This is a genomic window from Kiritimatiellaceae bacterium (genome assembly GCA_013141415.1).
Classification (GTDB): Bacteria; Verrucomicrobiota; Kiritimatiellia; order Kiritimatiellales; family Tichowtungiaceae; genus Tichowtungia.
The window spans coordinates 320,745-338,103 of the sequence record JABFQY010000003.1 but is presented as its reverse complement, the minus strand read 5'-3'; the positions used below and the strand labels follow the sequence as shown (position 1 = coordinate 338,103).

Genomic DNA, 17,359 nt, shown 5'->3' with positions numbered 1-17,359 from the left:
TCCTATGCCACTCGACACCCGACACTCGACAACCACGACAGCAACGCTGGCGGTCGACTTCGAAACCTACTACGACCGCGACTATTCCCTGAAAAAGATGGACGCGTGGTCTTACGTTCATCACCCGAAATTCGACTGCTACCTCATGTCCGTCTATGGCGTGATCCCGTCTTCTGTAGCCGAGGGCCGTGACCTCGGCTCCCAATCTTCTGACACCTGCCACCCGACACCTGATACTCCTGCACCCGGAACTCCGTTCCGCTGGGTTGGCCACCCAAAGGATTTTGATCAGTGGCACCTTTTCGAAAACGCCATCCTCGTTGCTCACAACGCCGCCTTTGACTCACTTGTTTTTAAACGCCTGCAAGAGCAGGGCATCATTCCCGATATCAAGTTTCAGGTTTCAAGTTTCAAGTCTCCAGTCTGGCGTTGTACCGCATCCCTTGCAGTTTATCTCTCCGCTCCCCGTTCCCTCAAAGGAGCCTGTAAGCAACTCCTTGGAATTGACGTGGATAAAACCCAGCGCAGTAAGGCAAGCGGACAATCCGGTGCCGATCTGTTTGGCAATGAAGCCATGTTTGCTTACGCCCTTGAAGATGCGCGGCTCTGCTTCCTGCTTTGGGAAAAATTTAATCACCAGTGGCCGAAGGATGAACAGGAGTTGGCGACGCTGACATTCCAGTGGGGACAGCAAGGGATTGGGGTTAATATCCGGGAACTCGACAAGGCGATTAAGTCTCTCGAACAGCAACGATTCTATGCGGCTGAACTGCTTCCGTGGGTTGATGATCTTGATATTGATACACCGCTTTCGCACAGAAAGCTTGCCGAAGCCTGCCGTGCTGCCGCCATCCCATGCCCACTTTCACTCGCATTAGACGATCCCGAGTGCGAAGCCTGGGAAGAAAAATATGGCCCTGAATATCCTTGGGTCGAAGCTATGCGCGTCTTTCGTCGCACCAATATGCTGCTTTCCCGCTTCTACACCATCCGTTCCCGCGCCGTAACTCTGAACAAGCCCTCACTTTCCCCGTTTTCTGATCGCATTCTGCCGGCATTCGACCGCTTCCCGTATGGCTTGAAATACTTCGGTGCTGTTCCGGGTCGCTGGTCTGGTGATGCTGGTTTCAATGTGCAAAACATGCCGCGTGGTGAACTGTTCGGTGTGAATCTGCGCAGTTGTTTTCAACCTTCGAACGACAACGTTTTTATCATCGCCGACCTCTGCCAGATTGAACCGCGCATTCTCGCATGGCTGATTGAAGATGAGGCTTTTCTGTCGCTAGTTCGCAGTGGTGTGGACATTTACGAAGCCCATGCCCGTTCAACGATGGGTTATTCCGATCCCCGCCCGTTGAAAGAAGTGGATCCCGATAAACGCGCCCTTGCCAAAGCAAGAGTGCTTGGACTTGGCTATGGTTGCGGGCCGGAAAAGTTTGTCACCGTAGCAAAAAATCTCGGTGGAATAGACATCTCGTTTGCCGATGCAAAACAAATCGTTGCGGATTTCCGCTCAAAGAATCCCCGAATTTCCAGACTTTGGAACCAGCTTGACCGTGACTTCAAACGCAGTGCGGGCAGTGACTATTCCATCGAACTGCCTTCGGGCCGGGTGTTGCGGTATTTCAATGTGGCCAAGACGCCGCGTGGTTATTATGCCGCTGCTACCGAACGGGGTGGAAAACTGCGCAGTCTCTACGGTTGCTTGTTGGCTGAAAATCTTGTCCAGGCCACCGCCCGTGATCTCTTTGCCGAGCACCTTCTTCAAATCCATCGCGCTGGTATAGGGCGCATCGTTTTTCATGTGCACGACGAAGTCATCGTAGAAGTCCCGGAATCCCATGCAACCGAAGCGCGCGAACAGATTCAAGCCATCATGTCCACCACACCCGCATGGCTGTCCGGCTGTCCTGTCGCCGCTGAATCCAAAATTTCAACCTGTTACACCAAATAATACACCAAAGGAGTTCTATGCTTCTCGCAATCAAAAACCTGTCCGCTTCGCGCGCCAAACAGTGCTTTCCCTGGGAAACAACAACCATTGCGCCGTCGAAACCGGACTGGAATAATTCGGACACCGACCACTGTTATTTTTCGGGCTTTGAGGGTGTTCTTCAATCTCTTCGGATTGACTCGAAAAATAATCCCGCTGTTTTACTACATTGGTTCGTTGCTGACTACGACGGCCAGGTCGACCAGCACATGCGCGATACCGTCTTGTCGCGGTGTGGTGATTTCCGTCCGCAGTATCTCAGCCGTACATTTTCCGGTGGCGCCCGTCTTCTTTGGAAACTCGAAACCCCGTTTCCTCTTCATCGCAATGACCTCACCGCAAAGCTCATGCGGCATGTGAAGAAAAAGTTGAAACTCGCAAAGATTCTGGTCGGACTCGATGAAGAAGCTCTTGTGGATCCCTGTAAATACTATGAATCTGGTACCGACTGGGTTCATCTTTCGGACGATGTAATCCCGTCAGCCTTCATCATGCAGTGGGCGATTGAATCCTCCCACAACTACGCATGGAACAAGCTAGGTGATCCGATCCCGATTGACCGCGTTGCTGCCGAAGTTGAAAAGCAGTATCCCGGTCGCTGGCAAGGTGAGTTCGCTGTCGGTGTTCGTGGGGTTCGTTTTTGGGATTCATCCGCGGATAATCAAACCGCCGCCGTCATTCGTGAATCTGGCATGCAATGCTTTACAGGGGGGCAGGCTTTTGTCCCGTGGTCAGCAATCCTTGGAAGACAGTTTGTAAATCAGTTTGAAGCCGACCGGGTCGGTGGTGCGGTCACTGAAGTCTATTTTGACGGGCGTGAATACTGGACGCAACTTTCAAACGGGCAGTGGCAAGCCACAAACAAATCGGACATGGCGAATGACCTACAGGCAGAGCGCGGCCTTAGTTCTACAGTTCCTCGCGGTTCTGCTGCCAGTGAGGTTGTTTTGGCCCTTAATCGTATCCGAAAACAGCAATACATTGCCTGTGCCGCACCTCTGATTCACCGCCCCAAAGGCATCGTCATCGTCAACGGCCAGCGGGTGTTAAACACATCTACCGTCGAAATGTTCCAACCTTCGGAGGATTCACAGGTTGATCCTTCCCGTGATTTCCCGTGGTTGAGTTCGTATTTTCAAACGCTATTCGATCCGGTTGAGCAGTTGGACTATTTTTACGCATGGCTTCGTCGCTGGTATGCCTCTGCGCTCGATGGTTGTATGCTTCCCGGTCAGGCTTCATTTTTTGCCGGTGCCCCGAATACCGGAAAGACACTGCTCTCTACCGCAATACTTTCACGAATTTTCGGTGGTCATATCGACGCCAGTAACTTTTTGTCCGGTGAGGATAATTTCAACAGTCACTTGTTTAACAGCGCTGTCTGGGCAGTAGACGATGTGGTTCCGTTGACCGATACCAAAACCCATCTGCGCTTTTCAGCGCTCATTAAAAAAATGGCGGCCAATCGTACTTTTTCAGTCCGCGAGAAGTACCGGGTGGACAAGTTGATCGAGTGGAATGGCCGAGTGGTAGTGACGTGTAATACCGATCCGGAGTCTATTCGTATTTTGCCGGACGTGGATTTATCGAACCGGGACAAAATCAATCTGTTTCGTGTAGCTGATCGGGATTCCTTCACTTTTCCCCGTAACGTCGCGGAAATCATTCAGGCGGAATTACCCTTTTTCTTACGCTGGCTTCTCAACTGGACGCCGCCGGACAAAGTCCTTGGCGATTCCCGTTACGGTGTTCAAACGTACTGTGAGGCGTCGCTATTTGAAGCGGCCCGTCATTCATCCAGTGCCTATTCGTTCCTTGAGGTCTTATTGAAATTTTTCGAGGGACAGGTTTCCGATGTTTGGACGGGATCAGCAACCGAACTTCTCAGCGCCATGCTCAACGACGACGACGGTCTTGCCGGCATTGCGGCCAAATACACACCGGACAAGGTAGGTCGGGAGTTATCCAAGTTGGCATCGCAAAACTATTCGCTGTCACAAACGCGCACGGGCGCTCGTCGCATCTGGAGTATTGATGTTCAGGAACTTACGAAAGGAACTGGCGATGGAACAACACCTTTTTAATGACAGACTGACGCGTGACACTGCACTTAAAAAAGTATTTTCCCGTCACCATACGGTATTATGGATGTGGCTGTGCGCGGCTCCGCTCTCTCTTATATATATTATTTATATATACTATAAGAAGTGTCATAAGCGGTATCGCCCTTTATTTGCAGGCTTCTCATCGGTGACGGTTTCAAATTGTTTCCTGTCATCTGTCACTACGTTCCTGATCCTTGGAACCACTTCTTGCGGTCTGCTGTCCTCCGTCCTCTGTCCTCACCTTGCCACTCTTTAACCGGAGTCCATTCATGAAATGCCATTCCTGTCCTCATCACGATGCCGTTAAGCGTGGCGAGTACGATACCAAACCTTGGAACGAGATTCCTTGTTCCGGTTGCAAGCTGGGCGAGGATACGTTTTATTCTGTTCCTCTGGACGAGGAAAACCCTCCCGCTTCTGCCTTGGGCAATCCGGTGCGTGCGCTCGGCGATTCCCCGGCCATGCCTGATACAGTGGCAGAACAGTTGGTTTATGGCTCCTTGGTGAGTTTTTTTGACAGCCTGTTGCGCCTTCCCCCTGAACAGCGCGACATCGTCGCCTGGCGGTTTCAGGGCCTGTCGTACAAAGAGATTGCTGATCGGCAGGGGACTTCGTCTCAGTTGGCAGAGATGCGGCACAAGCTTGCTTTGAGGAAGTGTCCGATTTTGCGGACATTGTTCCCTGAAAAAGTTGCCAGGCGCCGCCGCCGTCTTTCCAACGAGTAGATTTTTCTCTATCATTTTTTCACCCCTTGTAAGTTTGTCACTGTTCATTGGTTATTGATCATTCTGCTTTCCGACTTCTCTCTATGGTCTCGCGCAATCAAGTGTCTTTTGTCACCGGGCTTCACTCGTACCTCATTCAGCCCGTCTCCAAAATCCACTTCATTGCACTCGCCCCCCAAGCCCCCCAAATGGGGGGATGTAACCGCGCAAAAGGAATTGTTCCGCAGCTTGAACCGCTTCACGGTTTTTGTCTGTTGTCCTTCGGAGTTGTTTCCCGTGAAGGCGTTTCAAACATGCTTCACAAATCCTTTTCGGCGCGGGTGGTATTTATCCCCCAAGCCCCCATGCAGACCGCCTACGGTTGCTTCGCAACCGGCTGCGGCCCTTTGGGGGATGTAGTTGTGCGGCCCGAACCGGCTCTTCATCGTTCCACCCTGCGAGCCTCCTACGTTGCTTCGCAACGCCCTCGGCCCTTGGGTGTCCGCTTCAGCGCCGGAACGGGCCTCCTACCTCGGCAGTCCGCTTGATCCCGAACATCATGGGTCACGAATACGCGCCCCATCATGTTTCGGGGCGGACTCCCTCGGGCTGCCTGCTGTTGCAGGCAACACTCCGTGGGGTGGTAGGGGTCATCGCAAACCGGTTCAGTTCCGCGATAACGGAATTCACCGGCTTGCTCCCCGATAGTAACTCGGCGGCCACGCGCAGGGTTTCGCAACCGCTGAATACAGCGGACCGGCCAACATCGCATAATTGATCAATTATGCGTGCGCGATGCACGTTGGCGCTTTGCTTCAACCCGTTCACTCAACAGAACCAGTTCTGTCTGGGCCGCCTCGCGCTCATCCGTCCGGCTGTGTTCAGCCGTTCCGTCTTCGCAGGGCTCCGCCCGCACCGGCTCGCGCCCTCGCACGGCGGCGGGCCTCGATGGCCTCAACGGTTTCACTTGTCCCGCTCAACCGAAGAAGCAAACCCATCCTCCGGACGGGTTTTCCTCTCGGCGTTTGCTGTGCAAAAGCCTCACTCCTTTCCCAGGGGGAAGCCCCGCTTCGCCCCGCTTCCCCCTTCGGCCTCCGGCCTCACCCCTTTTCCCCAAAGCTGTCACGGTTTCGTGCTGGCTCCTTCGTCGCGGCAGAAATCGCGCCAGCCCCGCGTTTCAGCCAATCTCTGTTGTGGGGTGATTCACTCCAGAGCCGAGCCCGACGAAAACCCGAGTCCGGCATACCGTCCAAGGGTTTTCTCTGGGCCCAGCTCTTCCGTTCACCCGCAACAGCCTTTCCTCGCCGGCGAATCTTCTTCAACGCACACGGTGAATCGTCCATCCACTTTCATAGTTCATCTTTCATCCTTCATCATTCCCGCGTCCCTTGCCGCCGCCTTCGGAAAAATTCCGCCGCTGTTGCGTCGTCGCTACGCTCCCCTGCGGGGCAGGGTATTCCAGCCATCGGAAACCAAGGCTTCACCTTTTTCACGAATGCTCTGCAACTCCTCGGCCCATCGGAGCCTCGGAGGAAAAGATGTCTTCGAGTATGGCTACTTCGGTACCCGTCCGCCTGTAAACCAACGTGTGTGTGGGGCCCCTCCTGTATTTTCCTGATATTTACAGGGAATTTGAAACATCCTGAAACAGTCATAGTTTGATTTCCCTCCTTAGGTTGGAGGACACGATGCAATTTAAACCAGGACAATCAGGCAACCCAGCCGGCAAGCCCAAAGGCGCAGTCAGCGGACGCACTCAGCTCGTTAAGGCCATTGACCTTATGTTGCAGTCCGATGCCAATCAGCAAGCTTTGCTGGATGGCCTGCAAGAATCCTTAACAAAAGACCCCGTTTCGTTTTTTCGCAACATCATCATGCCGATGCTTCCCAAAGAAGCCACGGTCAACATCGAACACGAAGGAGTTATAGAATGGCGTCTCCTGTCAAATACACCCCCCATTGGGCTCAAAAAGAAATTCATAATGCCCGCGATAAGCGATTTCGAATTGTCTGCACCGGACGACGATTCGGAAAGACCCTCTGCCTTGCCGGAGAGTTGCTCGAGTGCGCCTTCCTCGACTCCGGCGAATACGGATGGGTAGCGCCCACCTACAACGTGGCGGAGCGCGGGCGGGAGGCGTTTATCGCCGCCGCAGAATCGTGGTACCTGCGCTTTATCGGGCGGACGCCTTCGCGGGTTGATTTCGAGAGCCGGGACGGAAAAATTTCCCGTGTCTGGTTTTTGTCTGCCGACAATCCCGAGAACATCCGTGGGTACGGCTTCAAAGGTCTTGTAGTAGATGAAGCGGCGGTGATCCCACTCGATGTATGGAATTACGTTTTGAGGCCGACCATCGCGCAGACGGAAGGCTGGGCCGTATTCATTTCGACACCCAAAGGCCGCAACTGGTTTTTTGACCTGTACACCCGCGGACTCGATCCGCAAGAAACAGCCTACAAGTCATTCAAGTTCCCCAGCAATGCCAGCCCGTATTTTCCGCCGACCGAATGGGACGACGCTAAGCGCACCTTGCCCGCCGATGTGTTCAAGCAGGAATACGAAGCCGAGTTTCTTGAAGACTCTGCGGGAGTATTTCGCGGTGTCAGCTCGTGCCTGTTTCCTGAAAAGACAATCACCCGCGACGACCGCACCGGGCCGGTGGTCATCGGTTGCGATGTGGCCAAGCATACCGACTTCACCGTGCTCGTTGCCATGAACCTGAAAACGGGCCGCTGCTTTGAAATGGAACGCTTCAATCAGCTCAACTGGCCGGTGCAGAAAGACCGCATCCTGCAATTCGCGCGCAAATGGCAAGGCCGCTTGATCCTCGATGCCACCGGGGCAGGGGATCCAATTTACGACGACCTTTGCCGACGCTATTCAAACATTGAGCCCTTCAAATTCTCATCCATCTCGAAAGCCGAACTGGTACAGCGCCTCATGGGGGCCGTCGAACACCAGAAAGTCAGCTGGCCGGAGGAATGGCAGGTGCTCACCAACGAAATGCAACGCTACGAATACGAAATTTCCCCGCGCGGGCACGTCAGCTACAACGCCCCGTCAGGCTTTCACGATGATTGCGTCATGGCGCTCGCGCTCGCTAACCACCGCCGCTGGGAAACCGAATCCTGCGGCTCAATGATTCCGCTTGCGCATAAACACCGCTTCGCTCCCTTTGCGAAACGATCCCGTAGCATAAATAGCTAACACCGTTCCCCCTAAAGCTTGTTCACGGTGCTCAAAACTAATTACGGCCATCTGGAATACACCGAATGTATAACCACCGCATCACGAATCTCTTATTTGAATTGATCACCGCCGAACGACCCGCTACTGTCCAGTCGAGTTCAAAAGGGCACCCCTAAAACAACGAACTTGAAGTACGTTCAGTAACACTGATGATAAAGCTATGACATCAATAGGCGACAGAATCGCAGCCGATACAACTGGACGGATTCTGATTGATCTGCTTCTGCAACAGCAGCTCGTTCGAGGAAGCGAACCGGTCGCACAAGCACTGGCACCCGCATGCAAAATCGTTAGTCATTCGGCTGGCGATGTATTGATTCGGCAGGGCGACTCTGACAACGATATCTACTTCATGTTCAGTGGTAGCGCCCGCATTCTCATCAATGAAAGAGAAGTCGCTACCCGAGGAGCCGGACAACATGTCGGCGAAATGGCCCTAGTTGACCCCGCATCACGTCGGACAGCAACGGTGGTGTCCCGTGAGCCAACGACATACGCACAAGTTTGCGAACCCAACTTCGTTGCCATCGCCAACGCGCATCCAATCCTCTGGCGCCAGATTGGCATCCAGCTTGTACGACGATTGGACGAACGATGCAAGTTCCACAGTTCACCCAACGAGACACCTCAACTATTCATTGGATCATCCCGCGAGGGGATCGCCATTGCCAAGGCTCTTGCCTCACGAATTGACCCCAAGCTGGCAGTTGTGAGTTTGTGGTCCGAGGGCGTATTCGGTGCTTCGCACTTTCCAATGGAAGACTTGGCCACACGAGTGCAATGCTCGGACTTTGCAGCATTGGTTGCCACAGCAGACGACCAAGTGACGAGTCGAGGCGTATCCACACAGGCACCAAGGGACAATATTGTTTTTGAACTCGGACTGTTCATGGGCGCAATTACCCGACACAGAACATTCCTCATTACACCCCAGGGGATTGATGTGAAGATTCCATCCGATCTTCTCGGAATCAACGTAGTAAAATACGACCCAACCGCAGCCTCACCCCAAGACGCCGTCAGAACGTCAGCGGACGAGATATCACTCGCGATTCAGAAGATGAAAAGCAGGTAGGTTTTCTATGTCACTGAAAGATGAACTGGTTGAGCAAGTTGGGAAGTTCTTCAGAGAACAATGGACTGAGCGCGATGGTCGGGTTGTTCCAGATGCCGACACAGTTGCCATGGCGAATGAAGCCGTGAAACTTGAAGATGCGGTTGTCCTTTACGCAGACATGTCTGGTTCGACAGCCTTGGTGAACGCTGAATCATGGCAGTTCGCTGCTGAAGTATACAAAGCGTTTCTCTACTGCGCCGCAAGGATCATCTCAAGTGAAGGAGGCCGCATAACGGCCTATGACGGGGATCGCATCATGGCTGTGTACATAGGCGACTCGCCGAACACTTCAGCTGCTAGAACCGCCCTAAAGATCAACTGGTGCCGATTGGAGATCATTAATCCTCTACTCCTAAAGCAGTACCCCTCTAAAGAGTACCAACTGAAACATGTCGTGGGCATCGACCGAAGCACGTTGCGCGCCGCGCGTACCGGCGCACGAGGCGCGAATGACTTGGTATGGGTTGGCCGCGCGGCGAACTATGCGGCAAAGCTTTCTTCACTACCAGACACACACGCATCCCGCATTACTGCGGATGTTTACAACAGACTCGTAGATGACGCGAAGAAGCACAACGGCGTCTCCATGTGGGAGGAGGCACAGTGGACCGACATGAACAACATGAAGATCTACAGGTCGAATTGGAAATGGTCTTTATAGGAGAGCACCCAACAATGTCAACCTTCGAGAAGCCCCAGCCAGGTAATCCACATCAACTTACCGTAAAGCAACACTGCTTCCCTAAGTGCTGCATAGCACGCTTCTCCGATTCTAATGGCACCGTCGAGGTTAAGTGCAAATCTTCGGAAGGTACTTTTCGCGCTAAGCCAGACGCACCAATTTTTTGTGCTAAGAGAGCTTGGGACCAGCGGGCAGAGAGCGGCTACATGCTCACTATTGAGAATGACTATCGTGGATACGCAGATCAGCTCCTCAGTTCTGGAGATACGACAGTGTCAGCAGAAGGCGCCAAGATAGTGTCTGCTATGTATTGTCTCTGGTCTCTTCGGGAGTCACTTCGTGATGCTGATATTGATGAGGGGCCGATTCCAGGAATTGTTGATGTTTCAGTGAAGCTTTCGAAGGACGATATCGAGCATCTGGAGAAGAACAACATTTCATCGATTAGGCCAGATTTCACGATCCCCGCTCGCCAGATTGTGGGGGGACTTTTGCAGACGAAGCTGAATCGATCTTTACGACAATTCAAGGGCACGAAATGGCACCTCATGACTTCATCGAGTGTCGATTTCATTGTCCCAGATTCATCACTGAAACGCATGATCCTCCCACTAACGCCATCACTCTGTTTCTACCATGAACATGAACCAACCATCAACGGTGGAGCTATAGACACGTTGCTTTTCAACAGGCTTAGCATAGCTGGATGTTTGGAGTATTACTTCGGCAGAAACTTGACCAGAATATGATTAAGATTGCCGAAGACAAAGAAGCAGCGAACAATGCCGTTACTGGATCGTTCGGAAAAAGTGTCAGCACACGCATCCGTACATTTCAATAACGGCCCAACAACCGCGCCTGGCCATTTGATTTCCCCCCTTATATTAGAACGTCTTCTCGTTTTTAACGGCTTCAACGAGCGTGGCGTTTTAACGATTTGAACGGGAGAAACTTATGCGCTACCTTTACCTGAATAAAAACCACGGCACCCGCGACGCAAACAACCCGTTGCGCAGCCTCAACATCTCGCGGCTCGTTTCTTTCCAGGAAGCGGGCGAGCGCGGCCAGTACACCGACTTGATGTGGCTCTACTACTACATCGAGCGCTCCGACGCCATGATCCACTCCGTCATTCAGCGCCGTCGCGCTGCACTGCTGTCGCTCGATTGGGATGTCCGTATCGTTTCGCAGTCTCAAAACGATTCGCGCGCGCAGGAACAGGCCGATTTTCTCCGCATGGTCTATGACAACATCGCCAACTTCCGCGAAGCCGTATCCTTCCTGTTCACTGGCTTCTTTCGCGGCTTTGCCCATCTTGAAAAACACTGGTCAGCCAACGGGCTCATTGAACGCCTTGAGCCGGTAGAACAGTGGTTCTGGATTCGTGACGGACTTTTCGGCGACTGGGAATACAACGCCGGTGCCGTTTCCGGCTGTCAGCGAGGCACGCCCATTGACCCCGAAAACTTTGTCATCCTCGAGACCGCCGCACTCGACCGCATCCTCAGCGTGCTCTACCTACGCAAAAACCTTTCGCAAGCCGACTGGGATACCTACATCTCGGTTTACGGCATCCCGTCTATCTTCTTGGTCGGTCCGCCCAACGCCTCTGAAGAAAAACAGAAGGAGTTTCAGGAGGTTTCCGAACAACTCCTTTCCAATGGTCGCGGATTTCTTCCGCACGACAGCGATGTGAAGTTCGTCACCGGAGGCGGGGGACGTCCGCCGTTTCGCGAACTGATTAAATACATCGACGAGCAAATCACCATCACCGCCACCGGCGGCATTCTAACCATGCTCACCGAGCCAGGTAGCGGCACCTTGGCAGGCACCGCCCATCAGGAAACCTTTCTGCAGATCGCCCGAGCCGATGCCATCACCTTGGCTGGCATCTTGCAGAACGCCATTGATGTACCGCTTCTGCAACAGCACTTTCCCGGCCAGCCCGTCATGGCCTACTTTGAATTCTCACCCGGCTTCACTCAGGAAACCAAACAGGTCGTGCTCGATGCGGTGAACCTTAAAGCCGCCGGTCTCGACGTAGATCCCGCCGAGCTTTCCGAAAAAACCGGCTACACCCTGACAAAAACCCCCGCTATTCCAGCGGCTAAATGATACGTCCGAAACGTCCGATTTGTCCGGCATAGTTTGATATATCAAACTTTTCAGAAAAATATTTTCATTTATTTTTTTTGAGCCCTTTGCGCGCCTACGCGGCTAACTCTGGCATCCGTCATCCCTCATCTGTCTTCTGGATCAGCACTTCCGTTTGATTTCACCTTTTTAGGTGATGAACCTAATACTCAACCGCAATTTCGAAATGCCTGCCGACGGCTGGCACCAGCTTGCCCCGCTTGGAGAGTTTCCCCATGCCGCCGCCGGAATCGTTCAGGTCATTGACGCCGAAGCCTGCAACTGCATGGTTGCCGCATTTAAAAATGCCCGCGCTACTTCCGCAAATTTCCCCGGCCTGCTCATTGATTTTGACCACTTTTCGCTCGATGCCGAAAAACGCTCCGAAGCCGCTGGCTGGATCACCGATTTGAAATTTGTTGAGCCTGAACTGATAACTCAGAACTCAGAACTTATAACTGGGAAAAGCCCCGCCGGGCTTTTTGCCCACATCCGCTGGTCCGACATCGGCGAAGCCGCAGTCAAAGGCGGGCGCTACCGCTTTCTTTCCCCCGTTTGGGCCAAAACTGACTGCGAAGACCTCGGCGACAACCGCTTCCGTCCTGTTCGCCTGCTTAACGCCGCCGTCACTAACGACCCGAATCTGAAGGGCATCCTGCCGCTATCCAATCGGGCCCAGTTTGATTTTACCCCTTTAGATGAAGACCGAAATTGTACGGGCCGCTCTCGTAGCTGCCCTCCCAAACAGGAGAAAACCATGAAAGCGATTATTGATGCCTTGCTCAACAAACTGAATCTGCCCGCCGATACAGCGGAGGGCGCCATCCTCACCGCCATTGAAAACATGACCCCGCCCGCCGAGGTCGCCGCGCTGCTCAATCGCGCCGAGTCTGCCGAAACCCAGCTTGCCACTTTCCAGAATGCGCAACTCGAAGCAGATGCCGACGCCTTTCTCACCGCCCACGCCGCGCACATCGAAAACCGCGACGCCGTCCGTGCGCAGTTCATTGAAAATCGCACCCTGACGGAAGCGGTCTTCAAAAACCTGAAGTTGCCCAACCCCCAAACTGCAAACCCTGAACTGCGAACCCCGGCTTCTTCGAAGCCGTTACACAACCGCGATTCAAAAGTGCAGGCAACGCATAACCGCAATGCCCGCCCCGAGGCCGACTCTCAGGCCGTCAAAATCCGCAACCGCGCTGCTGAAATCCTGAAGACCGAGCGCGTTTCTTACACCGAGGCTTTCCGTCGCGCTGAAAAGGAACTCTCAAACTAACCGTAAGGGCATCCCGTGTGGGTGCCCCCTGAAAGGAAAAATAAAATGAGTCAGACCAACGTACAGACCGGTTCCGTATCCATGCCTTGTGGCGCAGATTTAACTGCCCACGCAGATCATCTCGCTGTCCTCAGCCATTCCGGCGGAGTGCCGAAGATGATTCTGCCCGCTTCACTCACCGCACCCGCGCTCTACGTCGTGCTTGCAGGCGCGCCGTCCGGTGAAAACGGCGACTTCCATCCGCTCACGCCCGACCGCAACGTCCGGCTTCCGCTCGTTGGAACCTGCAATCCCGGCGACACGCTGGTCATTGCCAATCCGTCTGTCACAGGACAGCCCGGCAAAGTCTGCGCACTGCCAGCCACTGCCGGAACATACCGCGCCATCGGTATCGCCGAAGCAAAAGGCATCAGCGGCCAACTCATCCTTGTCCGTCCCGCCAACCTCGGCCTCATCACTGTTGCCTAAAGGTAGGGCGTGCTCGCCGAGCGCGCCGCAATTTTCATCATTCATCGTTCATAGTTCATAATTCAAAAAGGAGTTCCCATGTCCCGTCTAACCGAAATCAGTGCCAGCCCCATGCTTCGCGAATTCGCCCAGGGCGCCGCCCAGAGTGCCATCATGCCCGTCGCGGATTTTATCGCGCCGACCATTGAAGTCCCGACTTCAACCGGACGGTTCAAGAAGTACACCGAGAAAAACCGCTTCCACATTCCGAAGACCCTTCGGACGCTGGGCGGCCGCGCATCCGAACTGCGCTTCGAGGTGTCCGATGCCACCTTCAACTGCGAACCTCATGCGCTCGACTATCCCGTGGATAACCTCGAGCAGCTCGAAGCCGAAGGACTCGAAAACATGCTCCGCGAAGGCGCGGTAGCCGTTGCCGAAGTCGCGGCGCTCGCTCACGAAAAAGCGGTCATTGACCTCGCGGTCGAAGCCATCGGCCCCGGCACCAATGCCACTTGGAACGATGCCTCCGATCCGGTTGCCGACATTGACGACACCATCCTCGATGTCATCAAAGCCTGCAAATACGGCTCGCTGATGAACGTCGGTGTGCTGTTCGGTGCCAGTGCTTGGAATATTTTCAAAAATCAGGCCAAAGTCCGCGGACGCTTTGTGGTCGGCTCCGGTTCTAAGACCGGCGTCGGCCTTGCTGTCCCGACGCAGGCCAATGCGGGCGATCTTTTTGTCGGCTCGCCCGAAGTCCGCACCAGCTACATGGTCTTCGACGACTCCCCTGAAGGCGTTACCGAGGATGTGAAATTCCTGCTGGATAGCACCGTGCTGGTTTTCGCCCGCAAGGCGCAACCGACCCGCCGCGATCCGAGCTTCATGAAAACGTTCCGCCTGATGAACCGCTTCATGGTTCCCAGTTCATACATGCGCGACGACGGACGTGTCGAAATCGCCAAATTCGACTGGTCAGAAGACGTGCAGGTCACCAACTCGGCTGCCGCCAAGCGCATCAACGTTGCTTAACCTTGCCCCGTGGAGTTTGGCGTTTTTCCTTACTCCACTGGGGCGCCTCGGCCCTTCTCGGTTCCCCTCCATTGGGAGGGGTGCCCGAAGGGAAGGGTGGGTTCCCTCGCTTTTCTCTCTTTCGTGTCCATTTGCGTGATTCGTGGTTAAAGCCTTATGTATTTCCTGCTGTCAGTTGAATTTGTTGAGTCCGTTATGTCGGCTCCTTTGCTGGCCGCTTACCGGCAATGGCTGCTCGACAACCCGCAGAAGCAGGGCCGTCTGGCCGCCATCATTCAGCAGACCGCCGCCGAATTCCGTTCCGCAATTCAGGCCAACGGACTGCCTCTTTCCGATGACAGGGCGACCGCTCTTCCCGAATCGTGCTTGCGCTATGCGCAGACCACCATTCTCTTCGAGCTCAAAAAAGAAATCGGCCTCACCATGTCCGAATCGGAAAACGCCGCCGCGATTCGCGCCGACGTATTCCTGCGCGGTATCTGGACGGGCGCCATTCCCGCCACCCTCGACGGTTCCATCGCTTCCCCTTCATACAAAGGAGCAACCCAATGAAACAAAAACCTAAAGCCTACAGCCTAAAGTCTATGGTCTTGGCGGCGCTTTTGCTTGTCGGCAACGCTGCCTTCGCCGCAGGCATTGCGTCCACCCATTCCCTCAACTCCGGCACCGTAGCCATCACCAACACCCAGAAACGCTCCACATGGGTGCCCGTTGCGTTGCTCTTCCGGTTTGCCGCCCCGGCATCCGGCACGATCACCGTTGAACGCCGCACCGGCTCAACAGCCTTTCTTCTAACGGGGTGCACACTATCCAACAATCAGCACGCCGTCTGGGTTCCGGAAGCCGACATTCCCTTTAACGAAAACGATTCCTTGAACATCACCAGCACCATCACCAACGGCACCGTTGAAATCATCCGAAAGGGCGAATAAATGAAAGCTATCCTCTCCAATGTACGGGCGACCCTTGTTGTCGCCCTTTTGCTCGGCAGCTCCGCGCAGGCACAGCAGTGGATCCTCGACGGCCAGCGTATCCAAGCATTGGAGATCCACGTCTCCGACCCGCAGGCCGTTTACACCGACGGCTCCCGCCAGATGACCGCACCCCTAAAGTTTGCCCAAAGCCTCACTGCAACCAATGGCGCACTTCAAATCTACGCCAAGGACAGTGAAGATCATCATGGCTATTTTAAAACGCTCAGTTTTCAGGACGGACTGCAATTTTCAACATCGCAAAGCGACGCATTACTGTTTGGGGTGCCCGCTGACGGCCTTCTGGTTTCGCCAAACACCCTTATGCATCTTGGATACGGCACCACCATTGATTTTGAAACAGGCACTCTTACCGGATCAGCAGGGGCAAAGTGGCACGTCACCGAAAATCCCACAGATGCCTTGGGAATCGTAAATAAAGGATATGCCGACGGGCGCTATCTGTTGCGCACAACCGGTATCACCACCAATCGCGTTATTCAGGCCGGCAACACCCTGGTCATTTCCAACGGCCTTATCACCGCAATCATTCCTTGAGGGTAGGGCGTGACCGCCGGGCGCGCCGCTTCTCTTAATTGAAATCGGAAATCATGAATCGGAAATCGCCAATGTGTAATCTGCCCGACGGCTGCCAGCAACGCTTCGACCGCATTGATGAAAAGCTCGAAGCCATCCACGCGCAGGCCAGCAAAACCAACGGACGCGTCACCAAACTCGAAAAATGGAGCCTCGTTCTTTTGACGGCGCTGGTCGTTTTTCTCTCCACCAACCCGCAAGGCTTGCTCACGGTGCTGAAAACCATTGCCTCATTTTTGCACTGAACCGTTCCGTTCAGTCCGTGTCCGTCCATTTTTCGGGTACTTCCGTTTGATTTTACCCCTTAGGGTAAGGAGGAATCATCATGCTACAAACTATGCTCATCAAACTGGGGCTGTCGCTGTTCAAGTTACTGCCCTTGGAACAAATCGTTGCCAAAGTGCTCACCGCCGCTATCCAGCGCATCATGCTGTCCAAAAAGACCGCCGCGCAGATTGCGCAAGTCCGCAAAACCGTTATTCACTTAACGGAGCTTGTGCAGCTCATTGACCCGATGCTGGCCGACAAAGCCGTCACCGGTGACGAAGCCAAACAAATGTTTGATGCGGTCAACCAGACCCGGCTGGAGATTTTGAATCTCTGGGCCGACGGTGAATCCGCCAAACACCTCGAAGCTCAAATCCCCAACTGACCTCCGATCTCTGAAAATTGATCTCTGGTCTTGCCGCCTTCGGGCGGCTTTTTTATTATCTCATCCATCTGCTCATTTAGGGAAGCAGACACCAAAAAATCGGCGCTGAAACACTCTGAAAAGTGTGGCGAAAAGTGTGGCTTTCACCCATCAAAAAGCACCGTTTTTCATACCATTTCAATGGCCTTGACAAATCAAGTTATTTTTTATAGCTTGCTGATAGTCAGAGACTTACTGAAACAAAAAGTCACCGGCTGAATGCTAAAAAATAGATTTCTAATCCGACGGTCACAGGTTCGAATCCTGTCCGGGGTACCATTTAACCAGCGGCTATATCCCGACTGCAAAGGAATCGTTAACATTTAACGAAACCGTCCGATCCTCACGATCTTCCCAA

The 17,359-nt window shown here is 53.8% G+C and carries 17 protein-coding genes; 16 read left to right on the top strand and 1 reads right to left on the bottom strand.

Features of this window, described 5'->3' with window-relative positions; translation table 11 throughout:
- Positions 1-4 precede the first annotated feature (4 nt).
- From HOO88_05730 to HOO88_05720, 3 genes are all read left to right on the top strand, one after another.
- Positions 5-1,954 (top strand): hypothetical protein, encoded by a 1,950-nt coding sequence (locus HOO88_05730; protein NOU36250.1) that lies wholly within the window; start codon positions 5-7, stop codon positions 1,952-1,954.
- 17 nt (positions 1,955-1,971) lie between these two features.
- Positions 1,972-4,077: a hypothetical protein gene (locus HOO88_05725; protein NOU36249.1), complete on the top strand. Its 2,106-nt coding sequence runs from the start codon at positions 1,972-1,974 to the stop codon at positions 4,075-4,077.
- A 290-nt stretch (positions 4,078-4,367) separates the two neighbouring features.
- Positions 4,368-4,823: a sigma-70 family RNA polymerase sigma factor gene (locus tag HOO88_05720; GenBank protein ID NOU36248.1), complete on the top strand. Its 456-nt coding sequence runs from the start codon at positions 4,368-4,370 to the stop codon at positions 4,821-4,823.
- A 757-nt stretch (positions 4,824-5,580) separates the two neighbouring features.
- Here HOO88_05720 and HOO88_05715 read toward each other — a convergent pair.
- Positions 5,581-5,769, bottom strand: a complete 189-nt coding sequence (locus tag HOO88_05715) for a hypothetical protein (GenBank protein ID NOU36247.1) — start codon at positions 5,767-5,769, stop codon at positions 5,581-5,583.
- 963 nt (positions 5,770-6,732) lie between these two features.
- Here HOO88_05715 and HOO88_05710 point away from each other — a divergent pair.
- The 13 genes from HOO88_05710 to HOO88_05650 all read left to right on the top strand — a co-directional run bounded on the left by HOO88_05710 (position 6,733) and on the right by HOO88_05650 (position 16,962).
- Positions 6,733-8,010 carry a hypothetical protein gene (locus HOO88_05710; protein NOU36246.1) on the top strand — a complete coding sequence of 426 codons (1,278 nt, stop codon included), beginning with the start codon at positions 6,733-6,735 and terminating at the stop codon, positions 8,008-8,010.
- Between the two features lie 202 nt (positions 8,011-8,212).
- Complete coding sequence (locus HOO88_05705) at positions 8,213-9,127, top strand: cyclic nucleotide-binding domain-containing protein (protein ID NOU36245.1); 915 nt, start codon at positions 8,213-8,215, stop codon at positions 9,125-9,127.
- 7 nt (positions 9,128-9,134) lie between these two features.
- Complete coding sequence (locus HOO88_05700) at positions 9,135-9,830, top strand: adenylate/guanylate cyclase domain-containing protein (protein NOU36244.1); 696 nt, start codon at positions 9,135-9,137, stop codon at positions 9,828-9,830.
- Positions 9,773-10,600 carry a hypothetical protein gene (locus tag HOO88_05695; protein NOU36243.1) on the top strand — a complete coding sequence of 276 codons (828 nt, stop codon included), beginning with the start codon at positions 9,773-9,775 and terminating at the stop codon, positions 10,598-10,600. The genes HOO88_05700 and HOO88_05695 overlap by 58 nt, the downstream gene beginning before the upstream one ends.
- A gap of 205 nt (positions 10,601-10,805) precedes the next feature.
- Positions 10,806-11,966, top strand: a complete 1,161-nt coding sequence (locus HOO88_05690) for a DUF935 family protein (GenBank protein ID NOU36242.1) — start codon at positions 10,806-10,808, stop codon at positions 11,964-11,966.
- Between the two features lie 175 nt (positions 11,967-12,141).
- On the top strand, positions 12,142-13,260 hold the full coding sequence (locus HOO88_05685) for a hypothetical protein (GenBank protein NOU36241.1): 1,119 nt from the start codon (positions 12,142-12,144) through the stop codon (positions 13,258-13,260).
- A gap of 45 nt (positions 13,261-13,305) precedes the next feature.
- Entirely contained in the window at positions 13,306-13,728 is a 423-nt protein-coding gene (locus HOO88_05680; protein ID NOU36240.1) for a hypothetical protein, read from the top strand.
- Between the two features lie 78 nt (positions 13,729-13,806).
- Complete coding sequence (locus HOO88_05675; protein ID NOU36239.1) at positions 13,807-14,742, top strand: hypothetical protein; 936 nt, start codon at positions 13,807-13,809, stop codon at positions 14,740-14,742.
- A gap of 156 nt (positions 14,743-14,898) precedes the next feature.
- Positions 14,899-15,294: a hypothetical protein gene (locus HOO88_05670; protein ID NOU36238.1), complete on the top strand. Its 396-nt coding sequence runs from the start codon at positions 14,899-14,901 to the stop codon at positions 15,292-15,294.
- Positions 15,291-15,674: a hypothetical protein gene (locus tag HOO88_05665; protein ID NOU36237.1), complete on the top strand. Its 384-nt coding sequence runs from the start codon at positions 15,291-15,293 to the stop codon at positions 15,672-15,674. The genes HOO88_05670 and HOO88_05665 overlap by 4 nt, the downstream gene beginning before the upstream one ends.
- Positions 15,675-16,271 carry a hypothetical protein gene (locus HOO88_05660; protein NOU36236.1) on the top strand — a complete coding sequence of 199 codons (597 nt, stop codon included), beginning with the start codon at positions 15,675-15,677 and terminating at the stop codon, positions 16,269-16,271. It begins immediately after the preceding gene.
- 53 nt (positions 16,272-16,324) lie between these two features.
- A complete protein-coding gene (locus HOO88_05655; protein NOU36235.1) occupies positions 16,325-16,555 on the top strand; it encodes a hypothetical protein in 231 nt (76 codons plus the stop codon).
- Between the two features lie 80 nt (positions 16,556-16,635).
- Complete coding sequence (locus tag HOO88_05650) at positions 16,636-16,962, top strand: hypothetical protein (protein ID NOU36234.1); 327 nt, start codon at positions 16,636-16,638, stop codon at positions 16,960-16,962.
- Positions 16,963-17,359 lie beyond the last annotated feature (397 nt).

Bases quoted from the DNA above. Each gene is read 5' to 3' on its own strand.
- HOO88_05660 (NOU36236.1), top strand. From the start codon at position 15,675: ATGAAAGCTATCCTCTCCAATGTACGGGCGACCCTTGTTGTCGCCCTT.
- HOO88_05700 (NOU36244.1), top strand. From the start codon at position 9,135: ATGTCACTGAAAGATGAACTGGTTGAGCAAGTTGGGAAGTTCTTCAGA.
- HOO88_05690 (NOU36242.1), top strand. From the start codon at position 10,806: ATGCGCTACCTTTACCTGAATAAAAACCACGGCACCCGCGACGCAAAC.
- HOO88_05670 (NOU36238.1), top strand. From the start codon at position 14,899: ATGTATTTCCTGCTGTCAGTTGAATTTGTTGAGTCCGTTATGTCGGCT.
- HOO88_05675 (NOU36239.1), top strand. From the start codon at position 13,807: ATGTCCCGTCTAACCGAAATCAGTGCCAGCCCCATGCTTCGCGAATTC.
- HOO88_05730 (NOU36250.1), top strand. From the start codon at position 5: ATGCCACTCGACACCCGACACTCGACAACCACGACAGCAACGCTGGCG.
- HOO88_05680 (NOU36240.1), top strand. From the start codon at position 13,306: ATGAGTCAGACCAACGTACAGACCGGTTCCGTATCCATGCCTTGTGGC.
- HOO88_05710 (NOU36246.1), top strand. From the start codon at position 6,733: ATGGCGTCTCCTGTCAAATACACCCCCCATTGGGCTCAAAAAGAAATT.
- HOO88_05665 (NOU36237.1), top strand. From the start codon at position 15,291: ATGAAACAAAAACCTAAAGCCTACAGCCTAAAGTCTATGGTCTTGGCG.
- HOO88_05650 (NOU36234.1), top strand. From the start codon at position 16,636: ATGCTACAAACTATGCTCATCAAACTGGGGCTGTCGCTGTTCAAGTTA.
- HOO88_05720 (NOU36248.1), top strand. From the start codon at position 4,368: ATGAAATGCCATTCCTGTCCTCATCACGATGCCGTTAAGCGTGGCGAG.
- HOO88_05705 (NOU36245.1), top strand. From the start codon at position 8,213: ATGACATCAATAGGCGACAGAATCGCAGCCGATACAACTGGACGGATT.
- HOO88_05685 (NOU36241.1), top strand. From the start codon at position 12,142: ATGAACCTAATACTCAACCGCAATTTCGAAATGCCTGCCGACGGCTGG.
- HOO88_05655 (NOU36235.1), top strand. From the start codon at position 16,325: ATGAATCGGAAATCGCCAATGTGTAATCTGCCCGACGGCTGCCAGCAA.
- HOO88_05725 (NOU36249.1), top strand. From the start codon at position 1,972: ATGCTTCTCGCAATCAAAAACCTGTCCGCTTCGCGCGCCAAACAGTGC.